The sequence below is a fragment of the Paenibacillus cellulositrophicus genome (genome assembly GCF_009363095.1).
In the GTDB taxonomy this organism is placed as follows: Bacteria; Bacillota; Bacilli; order Paenibacillales; family Paenibacillaceae; genus Paenibacillus_AQ; species Paenibacillus_AQ favisporus.
Window position 1 is genome coordinate 1,034,863 of record NZ_CP045295.1, and the last position, 17,513, is coordinate 1,052,375.

Annotated in this window: 16 protein-coding genes and 1 tRNA gene; 4 read left to right on the forward strand and 13 right to left on the reverse strand. The window is 54.4% G+C overall.

Annotation, left to right across the window (positions count from 1 at the left end; genetic code table 11):
- The first annotated feature begins 169 nt into the window (after positions 1-169).
- Positions 170-919: a GNAT family N-acetyltransferase gene (locus GCU45_RS04615; protein ID WP_105442157.1), complete on the forward strand. Its 750-nt coding sequence runs from the start codon at positions 170-172 to the stop codon at positions 917-919.
- An 84-nt stretch (positions 920-1,003) separates the two neighbouring features.
- Here GCU45_RS04615 and GCU45_RS04620 read toward each other — a convergent pair whose 3' ends face one another.
- Entirely contained in the window at positions 1,004-1,429 is a 426-nt protein-coding gene (locus GCU45_RS04620) for a hypothetical protein (protein ID WP_152398240.1), read from the reverse strand.
- Positions 1,430-1,568: 139 nt separating this feature from the next.
- On the opposite strand from GCU45_RS04620, the gene GCU45_RS04625 reads away from it, so the two are divergent.
- Together GCU45_RS04625 and GCU45_RS04630 are read left to right on the forward strand one after the other, a co-directional pair.
- Positions 1,569-2,432, forward strand: coding sequence for a class I SAM-dependent methyltransferase (locus GCU45_RS04625; RefSeq protein ID WP_076170978.1), 864 nt, complete (start codon positions 1,569-1,571; stop codon positions 2,430-2,432).
- A 3-nt stretch (positions 2,433-2,435) separates the two neighbouring features.
- Entirely contained in the window at positions 2,436-3,167 is a 732-nt protein-coding gene (locus GCU45_RS04630) for an RluA family pseudouridine synthase (protein WP_152398241.1), read from the forward strand.
- Positions 3,168-3,358: 191 nt separating this feature from the next.
- Here GCU45_RS04630 and GCU45_RS04635 read toward each other — a convergent pair whose 3' ends face one another.
- The 10 genes from GCU45_RS04635 to GCU45_RS04680 form a co-directional block, all read right to left on the reverse strand.
- A complete protein-coding gene (locus GCU45_RS04635) occupies positions 3,359-4,186 on the reverse strand; it encodes an SAM-dependent methyltransferase (protein WP_244364438.1) in 828 nt (275 codons plus the stop codon).
- 227 nt (positions 4,187-4,413) lie between these two features.
- Positions 4,414-5,064 (reverse strand): bacillithiol biosynthesis deacetylase BshB2, encoded by a 651-nt coding sequence (gene bshB2, locus GCU45_RS04640; RefSeq protein ID WP_105442154.1) that lies wholly within the window; start codon positions 5,062-5,064, stop codon positions 4,414-4,416.
- A 20-nt stretch (positions 5,065-5,084) separates the two neighbouring features.
- Positions 5,085-5,429: a YojF family protein gene (locus tag GCU45_RS04645; protein ID WP_076170972.1), complete on the reverse strand. Its 345-nt coding sequence runs from the start codon at positions 5,427-5,429 to the stop codon at positions 5,085-5,087.
- A gap of 199 nt (positions 5,430-5,628) precedes the next feature.
- Positions 5,629-6,849: an MFS transporter gene (locus GCU45_RS04650; protein ID WP_152398242.1), complete on the reverse strand. Its 1,221-nt coding sequence runs from the start codon at positions 6,847-6,849 to the stop codon at positions 5,629-5,631.
- Between the two features lie 93 nt (positions 6,850-6,942).
- On the reverse strand, positions 6,943-7,347 hold the full coding sequence (locus tag GCU45_RS04655) for a MarR family winged helix-turn-helix transcriptional regulator (RefSeq protein ID WP_076170968.1): 405 nt from the start codon (positions 7,345-7,347) through the stop codon (positions 6,943-6,945).
- Positions 7,348-7,625: 278 nt separating this feature from the next.
- Positions 7,626-10,091 carry a DNA gyrase subunit A gene (gene gyrA, locus GCU45_RS04660; RefSeq protein WP_152398243.1) on the reverse strand — a complete coding sequence of 822 codons (2,466 nt, stop codon included), beginning with the start codon at positions 10,089-10,091 and terminating at the stop codon, positions 7,626-7,628.
- 11 nt (positions 10,092-10,102) lie between these two features.
- A complete protein-coding gene (parE, locus tag GCU45_RS04665; protein WP_152398244.1) occupies positions 10,103-12,085 on the reverse strand; it encodes a DNA topoisomerase IV subunit B in 1,983 nt (660 codons plus the stop codon).
- Between the two features lie 81 nt (positions 12,086-12,166).
- Positions 12,167-13,156 carry an ABC transporter permease gene (locus tag GCU45_RS04670; RefSeq protein WP_152398245.1) on the reverse strand — a complete coding sequence of 330 codons (990 nt, stop codon included), beginning with the start codon at positions 13,154-13,156 and terminating at the stop codon, positions 12,167-12,169.
- Positions 13,149-14,132 carry an ABC transporter ATP-binding protein gene (locus tag GCU45_RS04675; protein WP_152398246.1) on the reverse strand — a complete coding sequence of 328 codons (984 nt, stop codon included), beginning with the start codon at positions 14,130-14,132 and terminating at the stop codon, positions 13,149-13,151. The genes GCU45_RS04670 and GCU45_RS04675 overlap by 8 nt, the downstream gene beginning before the upstream one ends.
- Positions 14,133-14,165: 33 nt before the next feature.
- Entirely contained in the window at positions 14,166-15,077 is a 912-nt protein-coding gene (locus GCU45_RS04680) for a GDSL-type esterase/lipase family protein (RefSeq protein ID WP_341874540.1), read from the reverse strand.
- Between the two features lie 129 nt (positions 15,078-15,206).
- On the opposite strand from GCU45_RS04680, the gene GCU45_RS04685 reads away from it, so the two are divergent.
- Positions 15,207-15,279 (forward strand) — tRNA-Lys (locus tag GCU45_RS04685).
- Positions 15,280-15,468: 189 nt separating this feature from the next.
- On the opposite strand, the gene GCU45_RS04690 is transcribed toward GCU45_RS04685, so the two are convergent.
- Positions 15,469-16,218, reverse strand: coding sequence for a CAP domain-containing protein (locus GCU45_RS04690; protein ID WP_152398247.1), 750 nt, complete (start codon positions 16,216-16,218; stop codon positions 15,469-15,471).
- 257 nt (positions 16,219-16,475) lie between these two features.
- Positions 16,476-17,504 (reverse strand): galactose/methyl galactoside ABC transporter permease MglC, encoded by a 1,029-nt coding sequence (mglC, locus tag GCU45_RS04695; RefSeq protein ID WP_089547997.1) that lies wholly within the window; start codon positions 17,502-17,504, stop codon positions 16,476-16,478.
- Positions 17,505-17,513 lie beyond the last annotated feature (9 nt).

Below are 17,513 nucleotides of genomic sequence, written 5' to 3' on the forward strand. Positions count from 1 at the left end.
AAGTGCAATTCACTCTCTTTAACGCTAAATAGGAACATGATATGATAGCAGAAAATAACGAATATGGGGGAAGCAGACTATTCTTAATCCAAGTCAACTAGGCGATATTTCCGCTCTGCAGGAGCTGTGCGAGCGGGCCGATTCCATCACTCTGAAATTAAACTGGAGCATGCTGAAGTCACGTCCCGCGGACGCAAAGCTGGACTTTTTTCATTATTCCGGAGATATGCTGACCGGTTTTCTCGCTTTATATCCGCTCGGCGGCGGTCTCGAGGTATGCGGCATGGTTCATCCGGATTACCGGCGCCAGGGAATATTTACGAATCTATGGAAGGACGCCATCCGCTCAGCTAACGTTTCAGCCTATAAGACCGTCCTTCTGAATACACCGGCTTCCTCTTCCAGCGGCATTGGCTTCATCGAGTCCCAAGGAGGGGTGTTCTGCCATTCGGAGTATCAAATGAAATGGCATGACGACGGCCAAACTGTCACGGAAGCGGACCCGTCGGTCCAGCTGCGAAGCGCGGAGCTTGCCGACATGGAGGACATCATCGCTATCGATCAGGAAGGATTCGAGATGAGCCGGGAGGAATCGGCCGAAATCTACTCATCGCTGCTGCAGGAAACGGGAACCCGGCCGCTCATCATTAAACGGGATGGGGTTACCGTCGGTAAGGTATCTCTTGAAGATACAGGATCCGATACGTGGATATACGGCTTTGCGGTGAAAGCATCCGTTCGGGGTCAGGGGATCGGCCGCAGCACACTGATGCTCATCGTATCCGAAGCGATAGCCCGGGGGCGAGACATATGGCTGGAGGTGGCGGTTCAGAACCCCAATGCGCTCCGGCTGTATGAGTCCTGCGGCTTCAAAGTGATGAGACAGCAGGACTACTACGAGTACATGGCGTCCCAATAATCGCCACAAGAAAAACCGGCTGCGCTTGGCATGTCCAAGGCGCAGCCGGTTTATTTCGTTGCGCGGGGCGGGGTGGATACGGTTTTACACCCGCTCCGCATTCAGCTTGGCTTCCATCGATAGAACGTCCTGGAATTCATAGACCAGCGCCCCGTTATCCGCTACCCGTAAATGGACCTGTCCCTTGCGGCGCATCGCTTCCAGCGCCTCGCCGGCCTGCTCCATGCTGAGCATCGTATTCAAGGCAACGTCCGCAGCGGTCAGCAGGTTCTCCTGCTCCGCAGCCAGGTGGAGAATGCTCTTCTCCATCTCGGGGGTGATCTCCATCCATGCTCTCGCTTTTTTCGTTTTCGTGTGCAGTATAAGTCCGATTCCAAGCGGAAGCACGGCGAAGACAAGGAAGCCAAACCAATCCTTCGTGCCGCCACGGACCGCCAGATTGACATAAAGAATGCCGCAAAACAAGCCAAACCAAGTGAGAATCCACGATATTTTCTGTCTGCTGCTCACCGGCAAGTCCTCCTTTCGCGAGGGGTTATCTTTATTATACCTTTACCCGCCCCGAGTATGAAGAAAGTGCATTGTATGTACGAAATGTTGTACAATATAAGCTAAATGAAATTAAAGAACAGAAGGATGGAATGCATTCATGTATGTAGCACGCGATTGGCAGGATTATGAATTGATTGATACCGGGGACGGGGAAAAGCTGGAGCGTTGGGGAGACGTCATTCTCCGCAGACCCGACCCGCAGATTATATGGCCGCTCACCAACGAAACGGGGCAGTGGCGCCAAGTTCACGGGCATTACCACCGAAGCTCTTCGGGCGGCGGCCAATGGGACATGAAAAAGCCGATCCCCGACCGTTGGACCATTTCCTACGACAAGCTGAAGTTCCATATCCGCCCTACCAACTTTAAGCATACCGGTTTGTTCCCTGAGCAAGCAGCCAACTGGCGCTGGATGATGGACAAGATCGCCGGGGCGGGCCGGCCGATCCAGGTGCTGAACCTGTTCGCCTATACCGGCGGAGCCAGCGTGGCGGCAGCTTCCGCAGGCGCCCAAGTCGTCCATGTCGACGCCGCAAAAGGCATGGTTCAATGGGCCAAGGAGAACCTGCAGCTGTCCGGTCTCGGGGACCGTCCGGTCCGTTTCATAACGGACGACGTGTTCAAATTCGTGCAGCGCGAACAGCGCCGCGGCAATAAATACGATGCGATCATCATGGACCCGCCATCCTACGGCCGTGGACCCGGCGGGGAAATGTGGAAGCTGGAGCAGAGCCTCTATCCCTTCGTCGAAAGCTGCATGAGCATCATGTCGGACAACCCATTGTTTATGCTCATTAATTCGTATACGACCGGTATTTCGCCGACCGTACTGCATAACATCCTGTCCATGACGGCAGCCCGCCGGTTTGGAGGAAGCATTTCCTGTGGCGAGCTCGGACTGCCGATTACCGCCTCCGGACTGAATCTGCCTTGCGGTATTTTGGGAAGATGGGAGTCTTAAACCATGAGCAGAGCCGATGGTCAGGACGTCCGCATTCCGATTTTGTATGAGGACAATCATTTATTAGGCATCGTGAAGCCGGTCAACGTTCCTACGCAGGAAGATGCCTCCGGGGACGCCGATCTGGTCAGCCTGCTCAAGGAGGACATCAAGATCCGGTATAACAAGCCCGGCAACGTATTTGTCGGCCTGGTGCATCGGCTGGATCGTCCCGTCGGCGGGGCGATGGTGTTTGCCAAGACATCCAAGGCCGCCTCTCGGCTGTCGGAAACGGTACGCTCCCGCAAGTTCCGCAAAGTGTATGCGGCCGTCGTACACGGGAGGCTGCCTGCGCCGGCAGGAAGCCTGAAAGATATCCTGCTCAAGGATGCCAAGACCAATACCGTGTCTGTAGTGAAGCCGGGAACAACCGGCGCGAAGGAAGCACTGCTGGATTACGAAGTGATCGCAGAGACGGACCGCTATAGCTTGGTCAAGGTGGAGCTCCATACCGGCCGGTCCCATCAGATTCGGGTTCAGATGAGCCATGCCGGCTGTCCGCTCTATGGCGATCAGAAATACGGCAATGGGGTAAATAAGCCGGGGCAGCAGATCGCCCTGTGGTCTGTCATCGTCGGCGTGCCTCATCCCATCACAAAGGAAGAGATCGTACTTGCCTCACTTCCGCCTGCCGAGCATCCCTGGAATTTGTGGCCGGAAGCGACCCTGAACGCTTTGACGGACAAGGAATCATAATTCATCCCGCCCGGCGGCTGCAATCGGCCGCAAACAGTATAAAAGCCGGAGAGCCCTGCATACGCAGGCTCTCCGGCTTTTTTATGATTTAATAAGAATAAGTTCTGCGGAACTGACAAAAGACGGTTACGATCCAACATCGGCATTATGCCGGCATCCAACGTCTGTCTCGTTGGCCATTCTTTTTCCCGTCAGTTTCTTGTCAGCACCAGCATTGAGGATGCTCCGCGCTGGAACTCGTAGTCCGACGGCCGTTCCTCGGCTGACCATCCGTTTCCAGCGGCGAACGTCAGCAGCTTCTGCATGTCCTTGTACCTGCGGCTGCTCTGGTCCACCAGCGGAAAAATCCGGATTTCCTCCTTCGTCACCCGCATCAGCTCACCCACCGTCTGCTCATGAAACGCGTAATCCAGCTTGTCGCTGTACATAAACAAAAAATGCGCTGACAGCGTCATGTCAAACTGCCGGTCTGCAAAGGGCAGCACCGGCAAAACGGCGGCAACATATCGCTCAGGATGCTGCTCCATATCCTCGACCGTGGCGGTCAAGGCCTTGGTACGCTCGCTGCGGAGCCCCTCGGGACCGCCGAATTCGTCCCACCGGTACTGATCGCCCAGGCTCTCCACATGCTGCACCGCATGTCCGATATCGAGCCTTCCCTTCGCCTCAAGTGCCGCAGGATCAAACTGATAGGCTATATCCGCAGTAACGGCTTCAATGCCGATCTGCCTCGCTTTGGCCGTAAACGAGCATGCCCCACCGGGGCAGTCCAGGACGGTTCGTCCCTTCAAGTCCTCGGGCTTCAAATGAAACATCCGCAAATATTCGTCATAGGTTCTACCGATGAAGACGATCCGTTCCAGCCGGATGTCGCCCGCATCTCCTTCGGAAAGGCTAAACTGATCACGACTTGGCTCCTCATCGGCCAGCCCTCTTCTTGTCATCCCTGCTGCGGTACCTTGTTCTGCGGTACGCTCATTCTCGTCAATCTCTGCTCTTCTCAACTCTTCTCGGCTCATCTCCAGGGCCACACACCTTTCTGCTCACATGTTAAATCCAAACAGGATTTCACAAATTGTATCCGCCGGAGCCCCATGTTGTCAATATCCCCCACTGGTGCCAAGACGCGCTTGATGTGCTTTCGCACCACGGGCCGGCTTACGGCTTCGGTAACGCTGCCACAAAAAAAAGACGGGCGCTGCAGTGATGGCAGCAGCCCGTCCGGCTTGTCTTCGAATCCATGCTATTATTCAAAATGATAAGTCCAGAACCGCTCTTGGCTGAAGCGCTCCAGCACGGCTTTATCCAGTTCCGACTGTCCGCTCGTCTCCCAGCGGAACTGCGACTGATGGGCGCGGATCGAGGCAAACTTCTGCGGCAAATAATCGCGCACATCTACAAGGACATCCGGTTTGCCAAGAATCTTCTCGCACCCGTTGGAGAACGCCAGGCAGTGCACTTTCGGCCGCTCCTTCTTCGGCATGGCCGTCACGGTCCGGATAACCGCGGCTCCGGTCGCGTCATGGTCCGGATGAACGGCGTAACCCGGGTAGAACGTGATGATCAGCGACGGCTTCACTTCGTCAATCAACGCGCGCAGGCGGCTGGTGAGCATCTCCTGATCCTCAAACTCCACCGTCTTGTCATGCAGACCCATGAGGCGAAGATCCTGGATGCCGATCGCCCGGCAGGACTCCTCCAGCTCCTTCCGGCGCAGCTCGGGAAGCGTCACGCGGTTCGCCAAGATGGGATTGCCCATGTTGCGGGCCATTTCCCCCAGGGTTAAACAGGCGTACGTCACCTGGGTTCCGGCCTGGATATGCTTAGCCAGCGTCCCCGACGTGCCGAACGACTCATCATCGGGGTGGGGAAACACCACAAGGATATGTTTTTCCATATGTCTAACCTTCTCTCTCGTTAAAATGGTTGGCGGCTCAGCTGAAGCGCCACGACGAGCTTGCCGTCGCTGTCATGTCCGGCCATGATCAACCGATCCGTTTCCGTTTCTTCAAAATGGGTCAAGCCTTGGGAATAAACCCAGCCCTGCTCCATCTTGAGGCCGACCCGGTAAGGGCCAAAGCCGGCGATGGAGCCCTGCGAATATCGGACGACGCCGTTATGGATAAACGTCGATGCGGTAAATTTGGATGAATCGTTGTGTGAAGCGTAAGCACCCGTTGTCATTTCAAGGTGTATATAAAGGTCCTGGTTTTTCAATGAATCTAGCATCTCCTGGACCATGCCGGGATTGATCAGCTGCATATTCCTTCCCCCATTCTGATAGCGTCTAACTGCAACAATATTTATTATAATTCAAAACAACCGGAAATCACAATCAAACCCGTAGATTTAGTCATCTTGGGCGGAAGAACGGGCGTGCAAAGTCCAAAAATATGCATGACGAAAAAGGAAAGAAGCTGCCCGGGACAGCTTCTTCAACACATGACGTATTTATTGCCGTTTAATCGGCCAGTTCCTTGCCTTTGGTTTCCTTACCGAGAAGCAGCACTCCGATTGCACCGATCAGCACAATGACAAAAAACATGCCGAAAATGGTATCGATGTTGATGCCCTTGCCAACCATCACACCTACGAGCAGCGGGGCAATTACGCCGCCGACCCGGCCGACCGAGGTGGCCAGCCCCACGCCGGTGGACCGCACCCGGGTCGGGTACAGCTCCGGCGTATAGGCATACATGCCGCCCCAGGCACCGAGGTTGAAGAAGGACAAGCAGATGCCCGCGGCAATCAGCATGCCTTCTGTGTCCGCATAACCGAACCACAGCGCACTCAGCGCCGTAAGTGTCAAATAAGTGACCATAACGAACTTGCGTCCGAACTTCTCGATGAAGTAAGCCGCGGTAAAATAGCCGGGCAGCTGGGCGATCGTCATGATCAGCACGTACTCAAAACTTTTGACCAAACTGAAGCCTTTGAGAACCATGACCGACGGCAGCCACAAAAACATGCCGTAATAGGAAAACACGACGGTAAACCACAGAATCCAAAGCATCAGCGTGGAGCGGCTGTGCTCTTTAGCCCAAATCGACTTGAATTTGGTCCCGAAGGACAGCTTGGAGACGCTTGCTTGCTGTTCCTTGAAACGCGGCGCATCTTCGATGGATTTGCGTAAATATATGGCATATAGCGCAGGTAAGGCCCCGATGACAAACGCAATCTGCCATCCGTACTTCGGAATGACGAAGTAAGACACCAGCGCAGCGACCAGCCATCCTCCCGCCCAGAAGCTTTCCAGCAGGACGACGGCTCTGCCGCGGTCACGTGCCGGCATCGACTCCGAGACGAGCGTTGAAGCCACCGGCAGCTCGCCGCCAAGACCGATGCCGGTAATAAACCGCAGCAGGCACAGCACGGCAAAGCTTGCGGCCAACGCGGACAAGCCGCTCGCCACCGAAAAAATGAGCAGGGTCCACAGCAGGATCGTCTTGCGACCGAACCGGTCGGCCATATAACCGGCAGCAGCCGCTCCGATGACCATGCCGACGGAGTTCATGCTGGTCAGGACCCCGACCTGCTGCGGTGACAGCTTCCATTCGACCGTTAATGCCGTAACGATAAACGATATGATGCCGACATCCATAGCGTCGAACAACCAGCTGAAGCCGGCGCTAAAGAGCAGCTTTCTTTGCTTGGGGTGCCGCAAAAGCTCTAACTTACTCATCCATGATGACTCCTCTTGAAGAAATAATAGGGATATAAGCATCGTTATCCATACGATGCCCTAAACGGCGCCTTCCAACACGCCTGGCCCGGTTTAGGCCGTGATTTTGCCCAATAGATACACCAGCAGCTGCTGGTTGTGAAGCGAGATTCGGCTCAGTACGCCGGACAGGAACGCATCGCGGATCTGCAGACCGCGGAGCACTTCGTTCTTGCCCTTTTCCGAAATGGACACCCATACGATCCGCCGGTCGTTCAAATCCCGCTCACGCTGGATCAGCCCGTTCTTCTCCATACGGTCCAGCAGCATGGTGACCGCGGCAGGGCTTGTCGCCAGCAGCGGGGTCAAGTCCGAAGGCTTCATCCGTTCCTGATCGCTCAGCACTTCAAGCACGGTTAGCTGGGACTCCGTCAGGGCCGGGGCGAGCTCGTTTTCCATATGTAATTTGTAATCTTTGCTTAGTTTAGACCACATTTTCGCAAATTCGGAAGTCTGCACTGTATATCCTTCCTTTCGCTCAGTATCTTGTAATCGCCATGATTTACATGATTAAGTTTCGCGCAAATTAAAGCAATTCCTTCTTCACCATGAAAAATTTCTTTGCTTGGTTCGTGAAAACTGTGTAAATTTACAGGAAAAACACCCCCTATAACGCGGCTCCGATGGCCTTGCCGTGCCCATTTAGAACCTTTTCGGGGAGCCACAAAATTTTTAAAAATTTTCGGTTAAAAACAAAGGGCATCCCGCAGCCCGGGATGCCCTTTCAGCTATTGATTTTATGATTTGGACTCTGTCCGGCTCGGCTCGGAGCCGTTCACGAGCAAATCGACAATCTCGTCCTTCTTCTCCACATGCACGAGCATCTTGCCGATCGATTTCCGCTCGGCGAGCGGCGCCTGCTCCGAATTGAAGCTGAAGCTTTGGCCTGCTTGGGTCATGGCCGTGATCTCAAGCGGCTCGCGGCAATAAAACGCTCCCGCGATGCGGGTTCCGTTCGGCTTCACCCGCTTGCCTTCCTTGAACTCGAACGTAGCCAGTCCCTTGCCGCCGCGGCTCTGCGGCAGATAATCCGCCAGCAGCGTCCGTTTGCCGTAGCCCAGATCCGTCAGGGTGAGGATTTCGCCCTCGTCCTCTTCCACCCACAGGGCGGATACGACCTCATCGCCTTCCTTGAGCTGAATTCCGCGCACCCCGGCAGATACGCGGCCCATCGCATTAACCTCCTGCTCCTTGAAGCGGATGCTCATGCCGTCCCTGCTGACCAGCAAAATGTCTTTGTCGTTATTGCTCATCGTTACCGACAGGACCGCATCGTCGCTGCCGACCTTGCAAGCGGCAACCGCGCTGGAGCGGTTTGTCATGTATTCTTTCAGCTCCGTCCGCTTCACTTGGCCCTTGCGGGTCACGAAGACGAGCGATTTATCCGGCTGATCAAAATTGTTGACAGGGATGGCCCCGACGATCTCGTCTTCCTTCGCCAGGTTGATGACGTTGACGATCGCCGTTCCCGGGTCCTTCCACTTGAACTCCGGCACCTGATGCACCGGCAGCAGGAAGAACTGGCCTCGCTGCGTAAAGATCAGCAGATTATCCAGCGTGTTGACCTCCAGCACCCTGTTGACATAATCGCCTTCCTTCACCCCGGAGCTGTCCAGCTCCCCGCCGGAACGCGTAAACGACAGCATGCTCGTCCGCTTGATGTATCCATCGTTGGACAGAGTTACGAGCACATCCTCCGAGCTGACCATGACTTCCAGGTTGACCTTGATTTCTTCAACCTCGCCCTGGATCGAAGAGCGCCGGTCCACGCCGTACTTGTCGCGGATTTCGAGCAGCTCCTTGCGGATCAGCGCGATCAGCTTCTTGTCGCTCTCCAGAATCGCCTGGTACTGGGCGATCTTCTTATGCAGCTCGTCCAGCTCCTTCTGCAGCGTCGTGATCTCCAGGTTGGTCAGACGGTACAGCTGCAGGGTCAGAATGGCATCGGCCTGACGCTCCGTAAACCCGAACATCCACTGCAGGTTGTTCTGCGCATCCTGACGGTTGCTGGAAGCCTTGATGGCCGCAATGACTTCGTCCAGAATGTTCAGTGCCTTGACAAGACCTTCGAGTACATGGGCTCTGGCCTCCGCCTTCTCGAGGTCAAACTGCGTCCGGTACGTCACGACCTCGCGCTGATGCTCGATGTACGCCTGCAGCATCGCTTTCAGTCCAAGCTGCTGCGGCGCCTTGTTGACGATGGAGACCATGTTGAAGTTGTACGTCACCTGCAAATCGGTCTTCTTAAGCAGATATGCCAAAATGCCCTGGGCATCCGCTTCCTTCTTGATTTCGACAACGATGCGCAATCCTTCGCGGCCGCTTTCGTCACGAACCTCCGAAATTCCCTCGATTTTTTTCTCGAGTCGAATATTCTCCATTTGTGTCACCAGACGCGATTTGACGACCTGGTACGGAATTTCGGTAATAACGATTTGCTGCTTGCCGCCGCGCAGAAACTCAATGTCCGCCTTAGACCGGAGATAAATCCGTCCCTTGCCCGTCTGGTACGCTTCCTTGATGCCGTCGCCGCCCATGATCAGGCCGCCCGTCGGGAAGTCCGGACCTTTGATAAAGGTCATAATCTCGTCCAGCTCGATTTCCGGCTTCTGCATCACAGCGATGCATGCGTCGATCACCTCGCGCAGGTTGTGCGGCGGAATCTCGGTTGCAAAACCGGCGGAAATGCCGCTGACCCCGTTGACCAGCAGATTCGGATATCTGGAAGGAAGAACGACCGGCTCCTTGGCAGTATTATCAAAGTTGTCCTTGAACTGTACTGTGCGCTTCTCAATATCCCGCAGCAGCTCCATGGCGATCGGCGACAGGCGGGCTTCCGTGTACCGCATCGCTGCAGCTGGGTCATCGTCAATCGAACCCCAGTTGCCGTGACCGTCCACAAGCACATGCCCCATCTTCCAAGGCTGGGCCATCCGGACCATGCCGTCATAGATGGACGCATCCCCGTGGGGATGATAGTTGCCCATGACGTCCCCGACGGTTTTAGCGGATTTGCGGTAAGGTTTATCCGGTGTGTTGCCCGAATCGTACATCGCGTACAGAATCCGGCGTTGAACAGGCTTCAGGCCGTCCCGCACATCGGGAATGGCCCTGTCCTGAATAATATATTTGGAGTACCGGCCAAAGCGGTCGCCGACGACCTCCTCCAGAAAGGCCGGCAAAAATTGTTCCGATAAGCTCATCCATTCACCTTCTATTCCTCGAACTCTCTAAAGTCCACGTTTTCCACGATCCAGCGCTTGCGCGGATCAATCTTGTCGCCCATCAGCGTGGAGACGCGCCGTTCGGCCTTGGCGGCATCCTCGATCTGCACCTGCAGCAGCGTTCTGGTATCCGGGTTCATCGTCGTTTCCCACAGCTGTTCGGGGTTCATTTCGCCGAGCCCCTTGTAGCGCTGAAGCTCGTAGTTTTTACCGAACTCTTTTAAATAGTTTTGCAGCTGCTCGTCGTTATATGCATAACGGATCGTCTCCAGCTTGCCGGATTTCCGCGTAATTTTGTACAGCGGAGGCTGAGCGATATACACTCTTCCGGCATCGATCAGCGGCTTCATGTAACGGTAGAAAAAGGTCAGCAGCAGCACTTGAATGTGCGCTCCGTCCGTGTCTGCGTCGGTCATAATAATAATTTTGGAGTAATTGCTGTCTTCGATTTCAAACTCGTTGCCGATGCCGGCCCCGATGGCGGAAATGATCATCCGGTATTCTTCATTTTTCATAATGTCGGCGAGCTTCGCCTTCTCCGGATTCATCGGCTTCCCCTTCAGCGGAAGGATTGCCTGAATTTTAGAATCCCGGCCCTGCTTGGCCGATCCGCCCGCAGAGTTACCTTCCACGACAAACAGCTCCGTACGAGTAAAATCCTTCGACTGCGCCGGCGACAGCTTGCCGCCCAGATTCGAGCTCTCGCTGCGCTTCTTGCCGCTGCGCATATCGTCGCGCGCTTTCCGCGCGGCTTCCCTCGCTTTGGAGGCCTGGATCGCCTTTTTGATCAGCGTCTGGGCCACCTGCGGATTTTCCTCAAGGAAAATCTGCATTTTCTCCGACACGACCGCATCGACGGTGCTCCGCGCGGAAGCGCTGCCGAGCTGGTCCTTGGTCTGGCCCACGAATTCGACCTCGGCCATCTTAACGCTGATGACCGCCATCATGCCTTCGCGCAGATCGTTCCCCTCAAGGTTTTTGTCCTTTTCTTTCAGCAGGTGATTTTTGCGGGCATAATCGTTCATCACGCGCGTGTAGGCCGTTTTAAAGCCTGTTTCATGCGTACCGCCGCCGCGAGTCGGAATCGAGTTAACGAAAGAAGCGATCGTTTCGGTATATCCTGCGTTGTACTGCAGGGCCACCTCGACCTCGACGTCTTCCTTTTCCCCATAAAAGTGAATGACGTCATGCATGACGTCTTTGCCTTCGTTCAGAAATTCGACGAACTGGCTGGCGCCGCCTTCATAGAAAAACTCGTCCTGGCGGTCCGCACGCTCGTCCTTCAGGACGATCCGCAGCCCGGAGTTCAAGAACGCAATTTCCTGAAGCCGTTCGGCGAGGGTATCGTAAGTTACGTTGATACCGCCTTGAAACACACGCGCGTCAGGCTTAAACGTCACCTTGGTGCCGGTCTTGTTCGTATTGCCCAGCACTTCCAGGCCGGTCACCGGCTCACCGACGTGCTCCTTGCCGTTCTTGTCCTGCCAATATTCAAAACGCATCCGGTGAATCTTGCCTTCCCGGTAAATTTCCACCTCAAGCCATTCCGACAGCGCGTTGGTCACCGAAGCGCCTACGCCGTGCAAACCGCCGGACTTCTTATAACCCGATCCGCCAAATTTGCCGCCGGCATGCAGGATCGTATATACGACCTGCGGCGTAGGGATACCCGTCTTGTGCATGCCCGTGGGGATTCCCCGCCCGTTGTCCAGAACGGTGATAGATCCGTCTTTGTGTACCGTAATTTCGATTCTCGTGCAGTATTTGGCTAAATGCTCGTCTACAGCATTATCAACAATTTCCCATACCAGATGATGAAGTCCGGATGAGCTGGTGCTGCCAATATACATACCTGGCCGTTTGCGAACCGCAACCAGGCCTTCGAGCACTTGAATGTCGTCAGCATCGTATCCGGTTTGGCCGTTCGGGCCGCCCTTTGATGACTCTGCAAACATATCGATCTGCTCGACCATTCATGCTCCCCCTTTGTGTATCTTTATGTAGGATGAATTTCATCCAAAATGCAAACAGATGTTTTGTTATCCTTGTCCATTTTAATTCAAGATATCCCTTTTCGTAAAGACAAGGAAAGAGATTGCAATCGCAGCAGCCCCCCAAACCGTCAGCACGATGAGGGAAAACGTCAAGCTCATGCCCTCGATCGGCGCCGGCGTGCCCGACAGGTAATTGGTCAACTGCAGGTTGACCATAAATAAATATTTGGCGCTGCTCCATGCGGACGCCATGTTCGTCAATATTGAGCCGGCAATCAGAGCCGCCATCATGACGACGATACTGGCGGCGGTACTGCGGACAAGCACGGACACCATAAATGCGAGCACCCCGACGACAAGGCTGACGCACCAGGCAAGGCCCGCCTGCATCAGCAGGTATTCCCACTGCGGAACGGCATGAACGGCGGACATATCCACCTCCGAGCCGCGGATAAGAAAGCCGGTGAACACCGGAATCGTAAAGCCTTTGTAGCCAAATACCGCGCCCGAAATCAAATAAGTGATGATGACCGTCGCCACGACGATTAACGAATTGTACATGACCAGCGCGATCAATTTGCTGAGCAGTACTTTCCACCTTTTGACCGGCCGGGTCAGCAGCATTTTGATCGTGCCCGATGTCCTCTCGCCCGATACGATATCCGAGGCGATCGCCATAACCAACAGAGGTATGAACAAGGAAATGGAGTTGTCCAAAAACTCGCGGGTAAAGGTGACGCCGTTCGGCTCGTTCGGGTTCACGTCATGGTCCAGGTAATACTGCAGCTGCTGGATAAAAATTTTCCGGAACTTTTTCCATTCGTCCGGAACGCGGTCGCTGCTGAGTGAATTTTCATTATCGGTGATCTGCTGCTGAACTTCAAGCCGCCAATCGCCGTGAAACTTCTCGCGTGTCCGTTCGGCCGAGCGCATCTGGGCGTAGGTGAACATGGGCACCAGGACGACAAGGATCAGCAATACGACATAAAACCGTTTCTTTTTGATGATTTTGATCGTTTCGTTTTTGACCAGCGGAAGCAGGTTAATCAATGCTCTCACCTTCCGTCATTTTGAGGAACAGCTGTTCCAGAGTCGGATTAATTTTATGCACGCTCCTGACTTCAATCCCTGCTGAAACGAGCTGTCTGACGATGGAGGCGACATGCTGTTCGTCCATCCGGGTCACGATCGCTTCCTGCCCCATACCAGCGATGATGGCGTCATCGAGCACCTCTTCGGCGTCCGAAATCACCTCTACGCCTGCCTGCCGGCTGAGTAAGGATCTGCCTTCTCCCACGGAAGAGAGATCCCATATGACATATAGGGCATTTTCCGATACCAGCTCTTCAACAGGACCCACGGCCAGTACGCGCCCCTTGCTGATGATGGCCACCCGGTCGCACAGCAGCTGGATTTCGCTCAGCAGGTGGCTGGACACAAATACGGCGAGCCCTTCATCGGCCAGCTGACGGATAAACTGTCTCAGCTCCTTGATTCCTTTCGGATCGAGCCCGTTGGTCGGCTCATCCAGGATCAGCAGCTTGGGCCGTCCCAGAAGGGCTTGGGCGATTCCAAGCCGCTGCCTCATCCCGAGCGAATACGTGCTGACCTTGTCATGAATGCGCTGGTCGAGCCTGACGATGTCAACCACTTCCTGGATACGCTGACGGTCTATGCCGCGCTGCATCCGGGCAAAATGCTCGAGGTTCTCCCATCCTGTCAAATACGTATACGCCTCCGGGTTTTCGACGATCGAGCCTACAAACCGGAGCGCCTGCTCCTGATTCTTGTTCACGTCGTATCCGCACACCCGGATAGTACCGCTGGTCGGCTTGATCAAATCCACCAGCATGCGGATGGTCGTCGTTTTGCCTGCCCCGTTCGGGCCCAGAAAGCCGAACACTTCGCCCTCCCGAACGTCGAAGGTGACATCGTGAATGATCCACTTCCGCCCGATCTTCTTCTTCACATGCTCCACCGACAGAACGACGTCATCCTGCGATTTCAAGATGCTTCCTTCAGACATATGCGCGCCTGACGCCCCTTTCCCGCTTCTTTCTCACAACATTCCCTGTACAATTCGCTCCGCAATCCGCTCATATCCTTGATCGTTCGGATGGAAATGGTCCGTCGACAAATACTTGTTCAAATGGTGCTGAAACAGGTCGAACGTCGGAACAAGCGTCATGTTGTCATATTTATTGATGACCGTGAGCGCAGCACTGTTCCACTCCGAAACGGCCTGATTACCGGCCACTTTAAGATCCTTCACGTCTCCAAACGGATTATAGAGCCCGACGTAAATGATGAGCGCACCCGGGTTGATCTTCCGGATTTGCTCCAAAATTTGCTGCAGCTGTTTCTTCGCCTGGGGCAGCGCTTCCAGCAGCTCATCAGGGTCCAGATCCGCAGCCTCTCCGTCGTTAGCCGCGGTACCGGTCTGGCTGCCTGACAGCAGATCCGCCCCCTGGAACAAATCATTGCCCCCGATGGACAACAGGATGATGTCCGCCTCGCCAAGCACGTACCGGGTCCCTTGTTCCCTCAGCTTCGGAAGCAGTCCGGATGTGGTCAGCCCGTTAATGCCAAGATTGTTCAGCAGGGTCACCTTCTTGCCCGTAGCCTCCGCAAGCTTGGTCACACTTCGCCGCGCGAAGCCGCTCCCGGTGCTGTCGCCGGTTCCTTTGGCCAGGGAATCTCCGATGACCGCAGCCTTCAGCTCTTTTTTCTGTTCAATAATGCCCGGTGCCGTTCCTTCAGGTTTGGCGGAAGGAGCCGACAGGTTTAGCTTGCTGCCTTGGGGATGGTTGATATCCTGTACCGCATAGGCGAAGCCGGCGATGAGGAGGAGCGTTGCCGCTACGGACAGAATGCCGATAATCCGCCAAATCCACTTCGATGAACTCAAGACATAATCCCTCCACAGATCAATCTGAACGGTCGTTTCCGTAAACGTTATGTACATAAACATAAAACTTCTCCCGGCAATTTGCAAATCATGCCATATTCCCGGTTTTAGCGTCAGCCTTTTTTGTCGATTTTGTGAACATAGTGGATATTCGGGAGAAACGGAGTTATAATATTCCCTGTTAGACGACGCGGGTTATTAGCTTAGCTGGTAGAGCAGCCGACTCTTAATCGGCAGGTCGCAGGTTCGACCCCTGCATAACCCATCAAAGCAGAATTCGTATGCTGAAGCATGCGGGTTCTGCTTTTTTCAATTCGTATGCAACCATCGGACTCACCGGCCAAACCCGGTTTTCCATACTCCCGAGGGATTGACCGAACTTTTTTTAAAATTAAAGGGTACCCCTGCCGAACGGCCACGGGGCACCCTTTTTGTTTAGATGATATATGAATGATTAGTTCGCAATAAACTCTTGAACCCAGACCCCATTATAGTAGGCCACACCGATCGTGGTGTAATGGCTGTTCAAAATGTTCGCGCGGTGGCCTTCGCTGTTCATCCACGCATTCATGACGTCAGCCGGATCCTTTTGGCCTTTGGCGATGTTCTCGCCGGCATAGCTGTAAGAAATACCGTACTTCTTCATCATGTCAAACGGAGATCCGTACGTTGGAGAATTGTGGTCAAAGTAATTGTTGCTGTACATGTCTTTCGCTTTGTCCATCGCCATGCCGGACAGTTTCGTATTTTCCTTCAGCGCACCGAGGCCGGCTTTCGCACGTTCCTGGTTAACCAGCTTGATAACTTGAGCGGCATAGCCGGACTTGTCCGCCGTGTTGCTTCCGCTGTTGTTGGACGGAGTCGAAGGCGTCGTAGTCGTTGGCGTCGACGGCTTGCTCGTCTGTGGAGCCGAAGGCTTGCTTGTTTGCGGCGTGGAAGGTTTGGTCGTCGTTGGCTTCTCCGTTCCCGTTGTCGGTACGTTTACTTGCCCATTGGAAGGCAGCTCGTACACAAAGTTCCAATTCAAAGAACCGCCGTTATTTTGCAGCAGCTGCTCCAGGTAAGCCTGCAGGCTGCCGAGATCTTGTTTTTGAGGAGCGGAGGTGGCAGAAGCGGCTGATGCAGATCCGGACCCGATCAGTCCTGCAGCCAGTACGGCAGCGAAAGCTCCTCCGGCGATGGTCTTCATCATTCTGTTTTTCATCTTGCAAACATCTCCTTTTCGCAGTGAAATATAGTAAGTTGATTTCGTTTACACAGGTTACAAAGTTGTAAACAATCTACCCTCACATTGTAACATGTTTGTTTCTTTCGGCTACGCCTCAAATATTGGTAATCCGTCTTACATCAACCATCCGTCCTTCTTTCAGCCGAATTACTGCGGCTCCAGCACAAATAAGCCGCAGCATGAAATGCCGCAGCTTGTTTGCATGACGAGAAGATCGATTCCTTTATGGCCTATTACTTTTTGGCAGCATACTTCCGCATGTCGAAAGCGACGGCCGCTACGATGATCAATCCCTTAATGATGAGCTGCCAGTAAGGGCTGATGCCGATAAAGGTCAAGCCATAGTTGATGATCGTGAAGATCAGCACGCCCACCATGACGCCGGGCACCGTGCCAATGCCGCCGGTGGTCGACACCCCGCCGACGACGCAGGCCGCAATGGCGTCCAGCTCGTACATATTCCCGTAGTTGTTCGTTGCGCCGCCGGTTCTGGAGGCTTCGAGCACTCCCGCCAGCCCGTAGAGGGCGCCTGCGATGGCATAGATATAAATCAGGTACTTGGCGACGTTGATGCCCGATACTTTAGCCGCCTGGATGTTGCCGCCGATCGCGTACATGTATTTTCCAAGCTTCGTTTTCGTAAAAATGACCCAGACGATGAACGCCACGAAAATGGCGATCAGCACGATATAAGGCACGGAATACTGCCCTTCGCCGATATATCCTGTACCGATCGCGGTGAAATCTTTGCGCAGACCCCCGATTGGCTGGGAGTTATTCGGCTCCATATCAAAATACAGCGAGTTCAGGCCGTACACGGCAACCATCGTGCCAAGCGTTGCGATAAACGGCGGAACGTTCAGCTTCGAGACGACCAGCCCGTTAACCAATCCGCACAGCAGGCCGACGATAATGGCCAGGACAATGGGCAGCCATACTTGAAGATGCGGCAGATTCGGAAAAAAACGCGCAGCATAGTCCGAGCTCTGCAGCATGGATGCCGAGATAACCGCGGTCAGGCCGACGATTCGGCCAGCCGACAAGTCGGTTCCGGCCGTGATCAAAATGAACGCAACGCCAAGCGCGATGATGGCGCGGGTCGATGACTGGATAAGAATGTCCCGCAGCGAGTTTACGGACAGAAAAGAAGGATTGTAAATTGTAATCCCGATGACCAGCAGCACCAGCACGATGTAAATCGCATACTGCGAGGCAAATCCCTGAAATCTCCTGCCTGTGTTGATTTTATTGGTGTTCAGCATGTTAGTTCC

Excerpts from the sequence above, each read along its gene's own strand:
- GCU45_RS04615 (WP_105442157.1), top strand. The coding sequence starts at position 170 with ATGCTGAAGTCACGTCCCGCGGACGCAAAGCTGGACTTTTTTCATTAT.
- GCU45_RS04680 (WP_341874540.1), bottom strand. The coding sequence starts at position 15,077 with ATGTTTATGTACATAACGTTTACGGAAACGACCGTTCAGATTGATCTG.
- GCU45_RS04690 (WP_152398247.1), bottom strand. The coding sequence starts at position 16,218 with ATGAAAAACAGAATGATGAAGACCATCGCCGGAGGAGCTTTCGCTGCC.
- GCU45_RS04675 (WP_152398246.1), bottom strand. The coding sequence starts at position 14,132 with ATGTCTGAAGGAAGCATCTTGAAATCGCAGGATGACGTCGTTCTGTCG.
- GCU45_RS04645 (WP_076170972.1), bottom strand. The coding sequence starts at position 5,429 with ATGCAGCTGATCAATCCCGGCATGGTCCAGGAGATGCTAGATTCATTG.
- GCU45_RS04630 (WP_152398241.1), top strand. The coding sequence starts at position 2,436 with ATGAGCAGAGCCGATGGTCAGGACGTCCGCATTCCGATTTTGTATGAG.
- GCU45_RS04625 (WP_076170978.1), top strand. The coding sequence starts at position 1,569 with ATGTATGTAGCACGCGATTGGCAGGATTATGAATTGATTGATACCGGG.
- gyrA (WP_152398243.1), bottom strand. The coding sequence starts at position 10,091 with ATGAGCTTATCGGAACAATTTTTGCCGGCCTTTCTGGAGGAGGTCGTC.
- mglC (WP_089547997.1), bottom strand. The coding sequence starts at position 17,504 with ATGCTGAACACCAATAAAATCAACACAGGCAGGAGATTTCAGGGATTT.
- GCU45_RS04650 (WP_152398242.1), bottom strand. The coding sequence starts at position 6,849 with ATGAGTAAGTTAGAGCTTTTGCGGCACCCCAAGCAAAGAAAGCTGCTC.
- GCU45_RS04635 (WP_244364438.1), bottom strand. The coding sequence starts at position 4,186 with ATGAGCCGAGAAGAGTTGAGAAGAGCAGAGATTGACGAGAATGAGCGT.
- bshB2 (WP_105442154.1), bottom strand. The coding sequence starts at position 5,064 with ATGGAAAAACATATCCTTGTGGTGTTTCCCCACCCCGATGATGAGTCG.
- parE (WP_152398244.1), bottom strand. The coding sequence starts at position 12,085 with ATGGTCGAGCAGATCGATATGTTTGCAGAGTCATCAAAGGGCGGCCCG.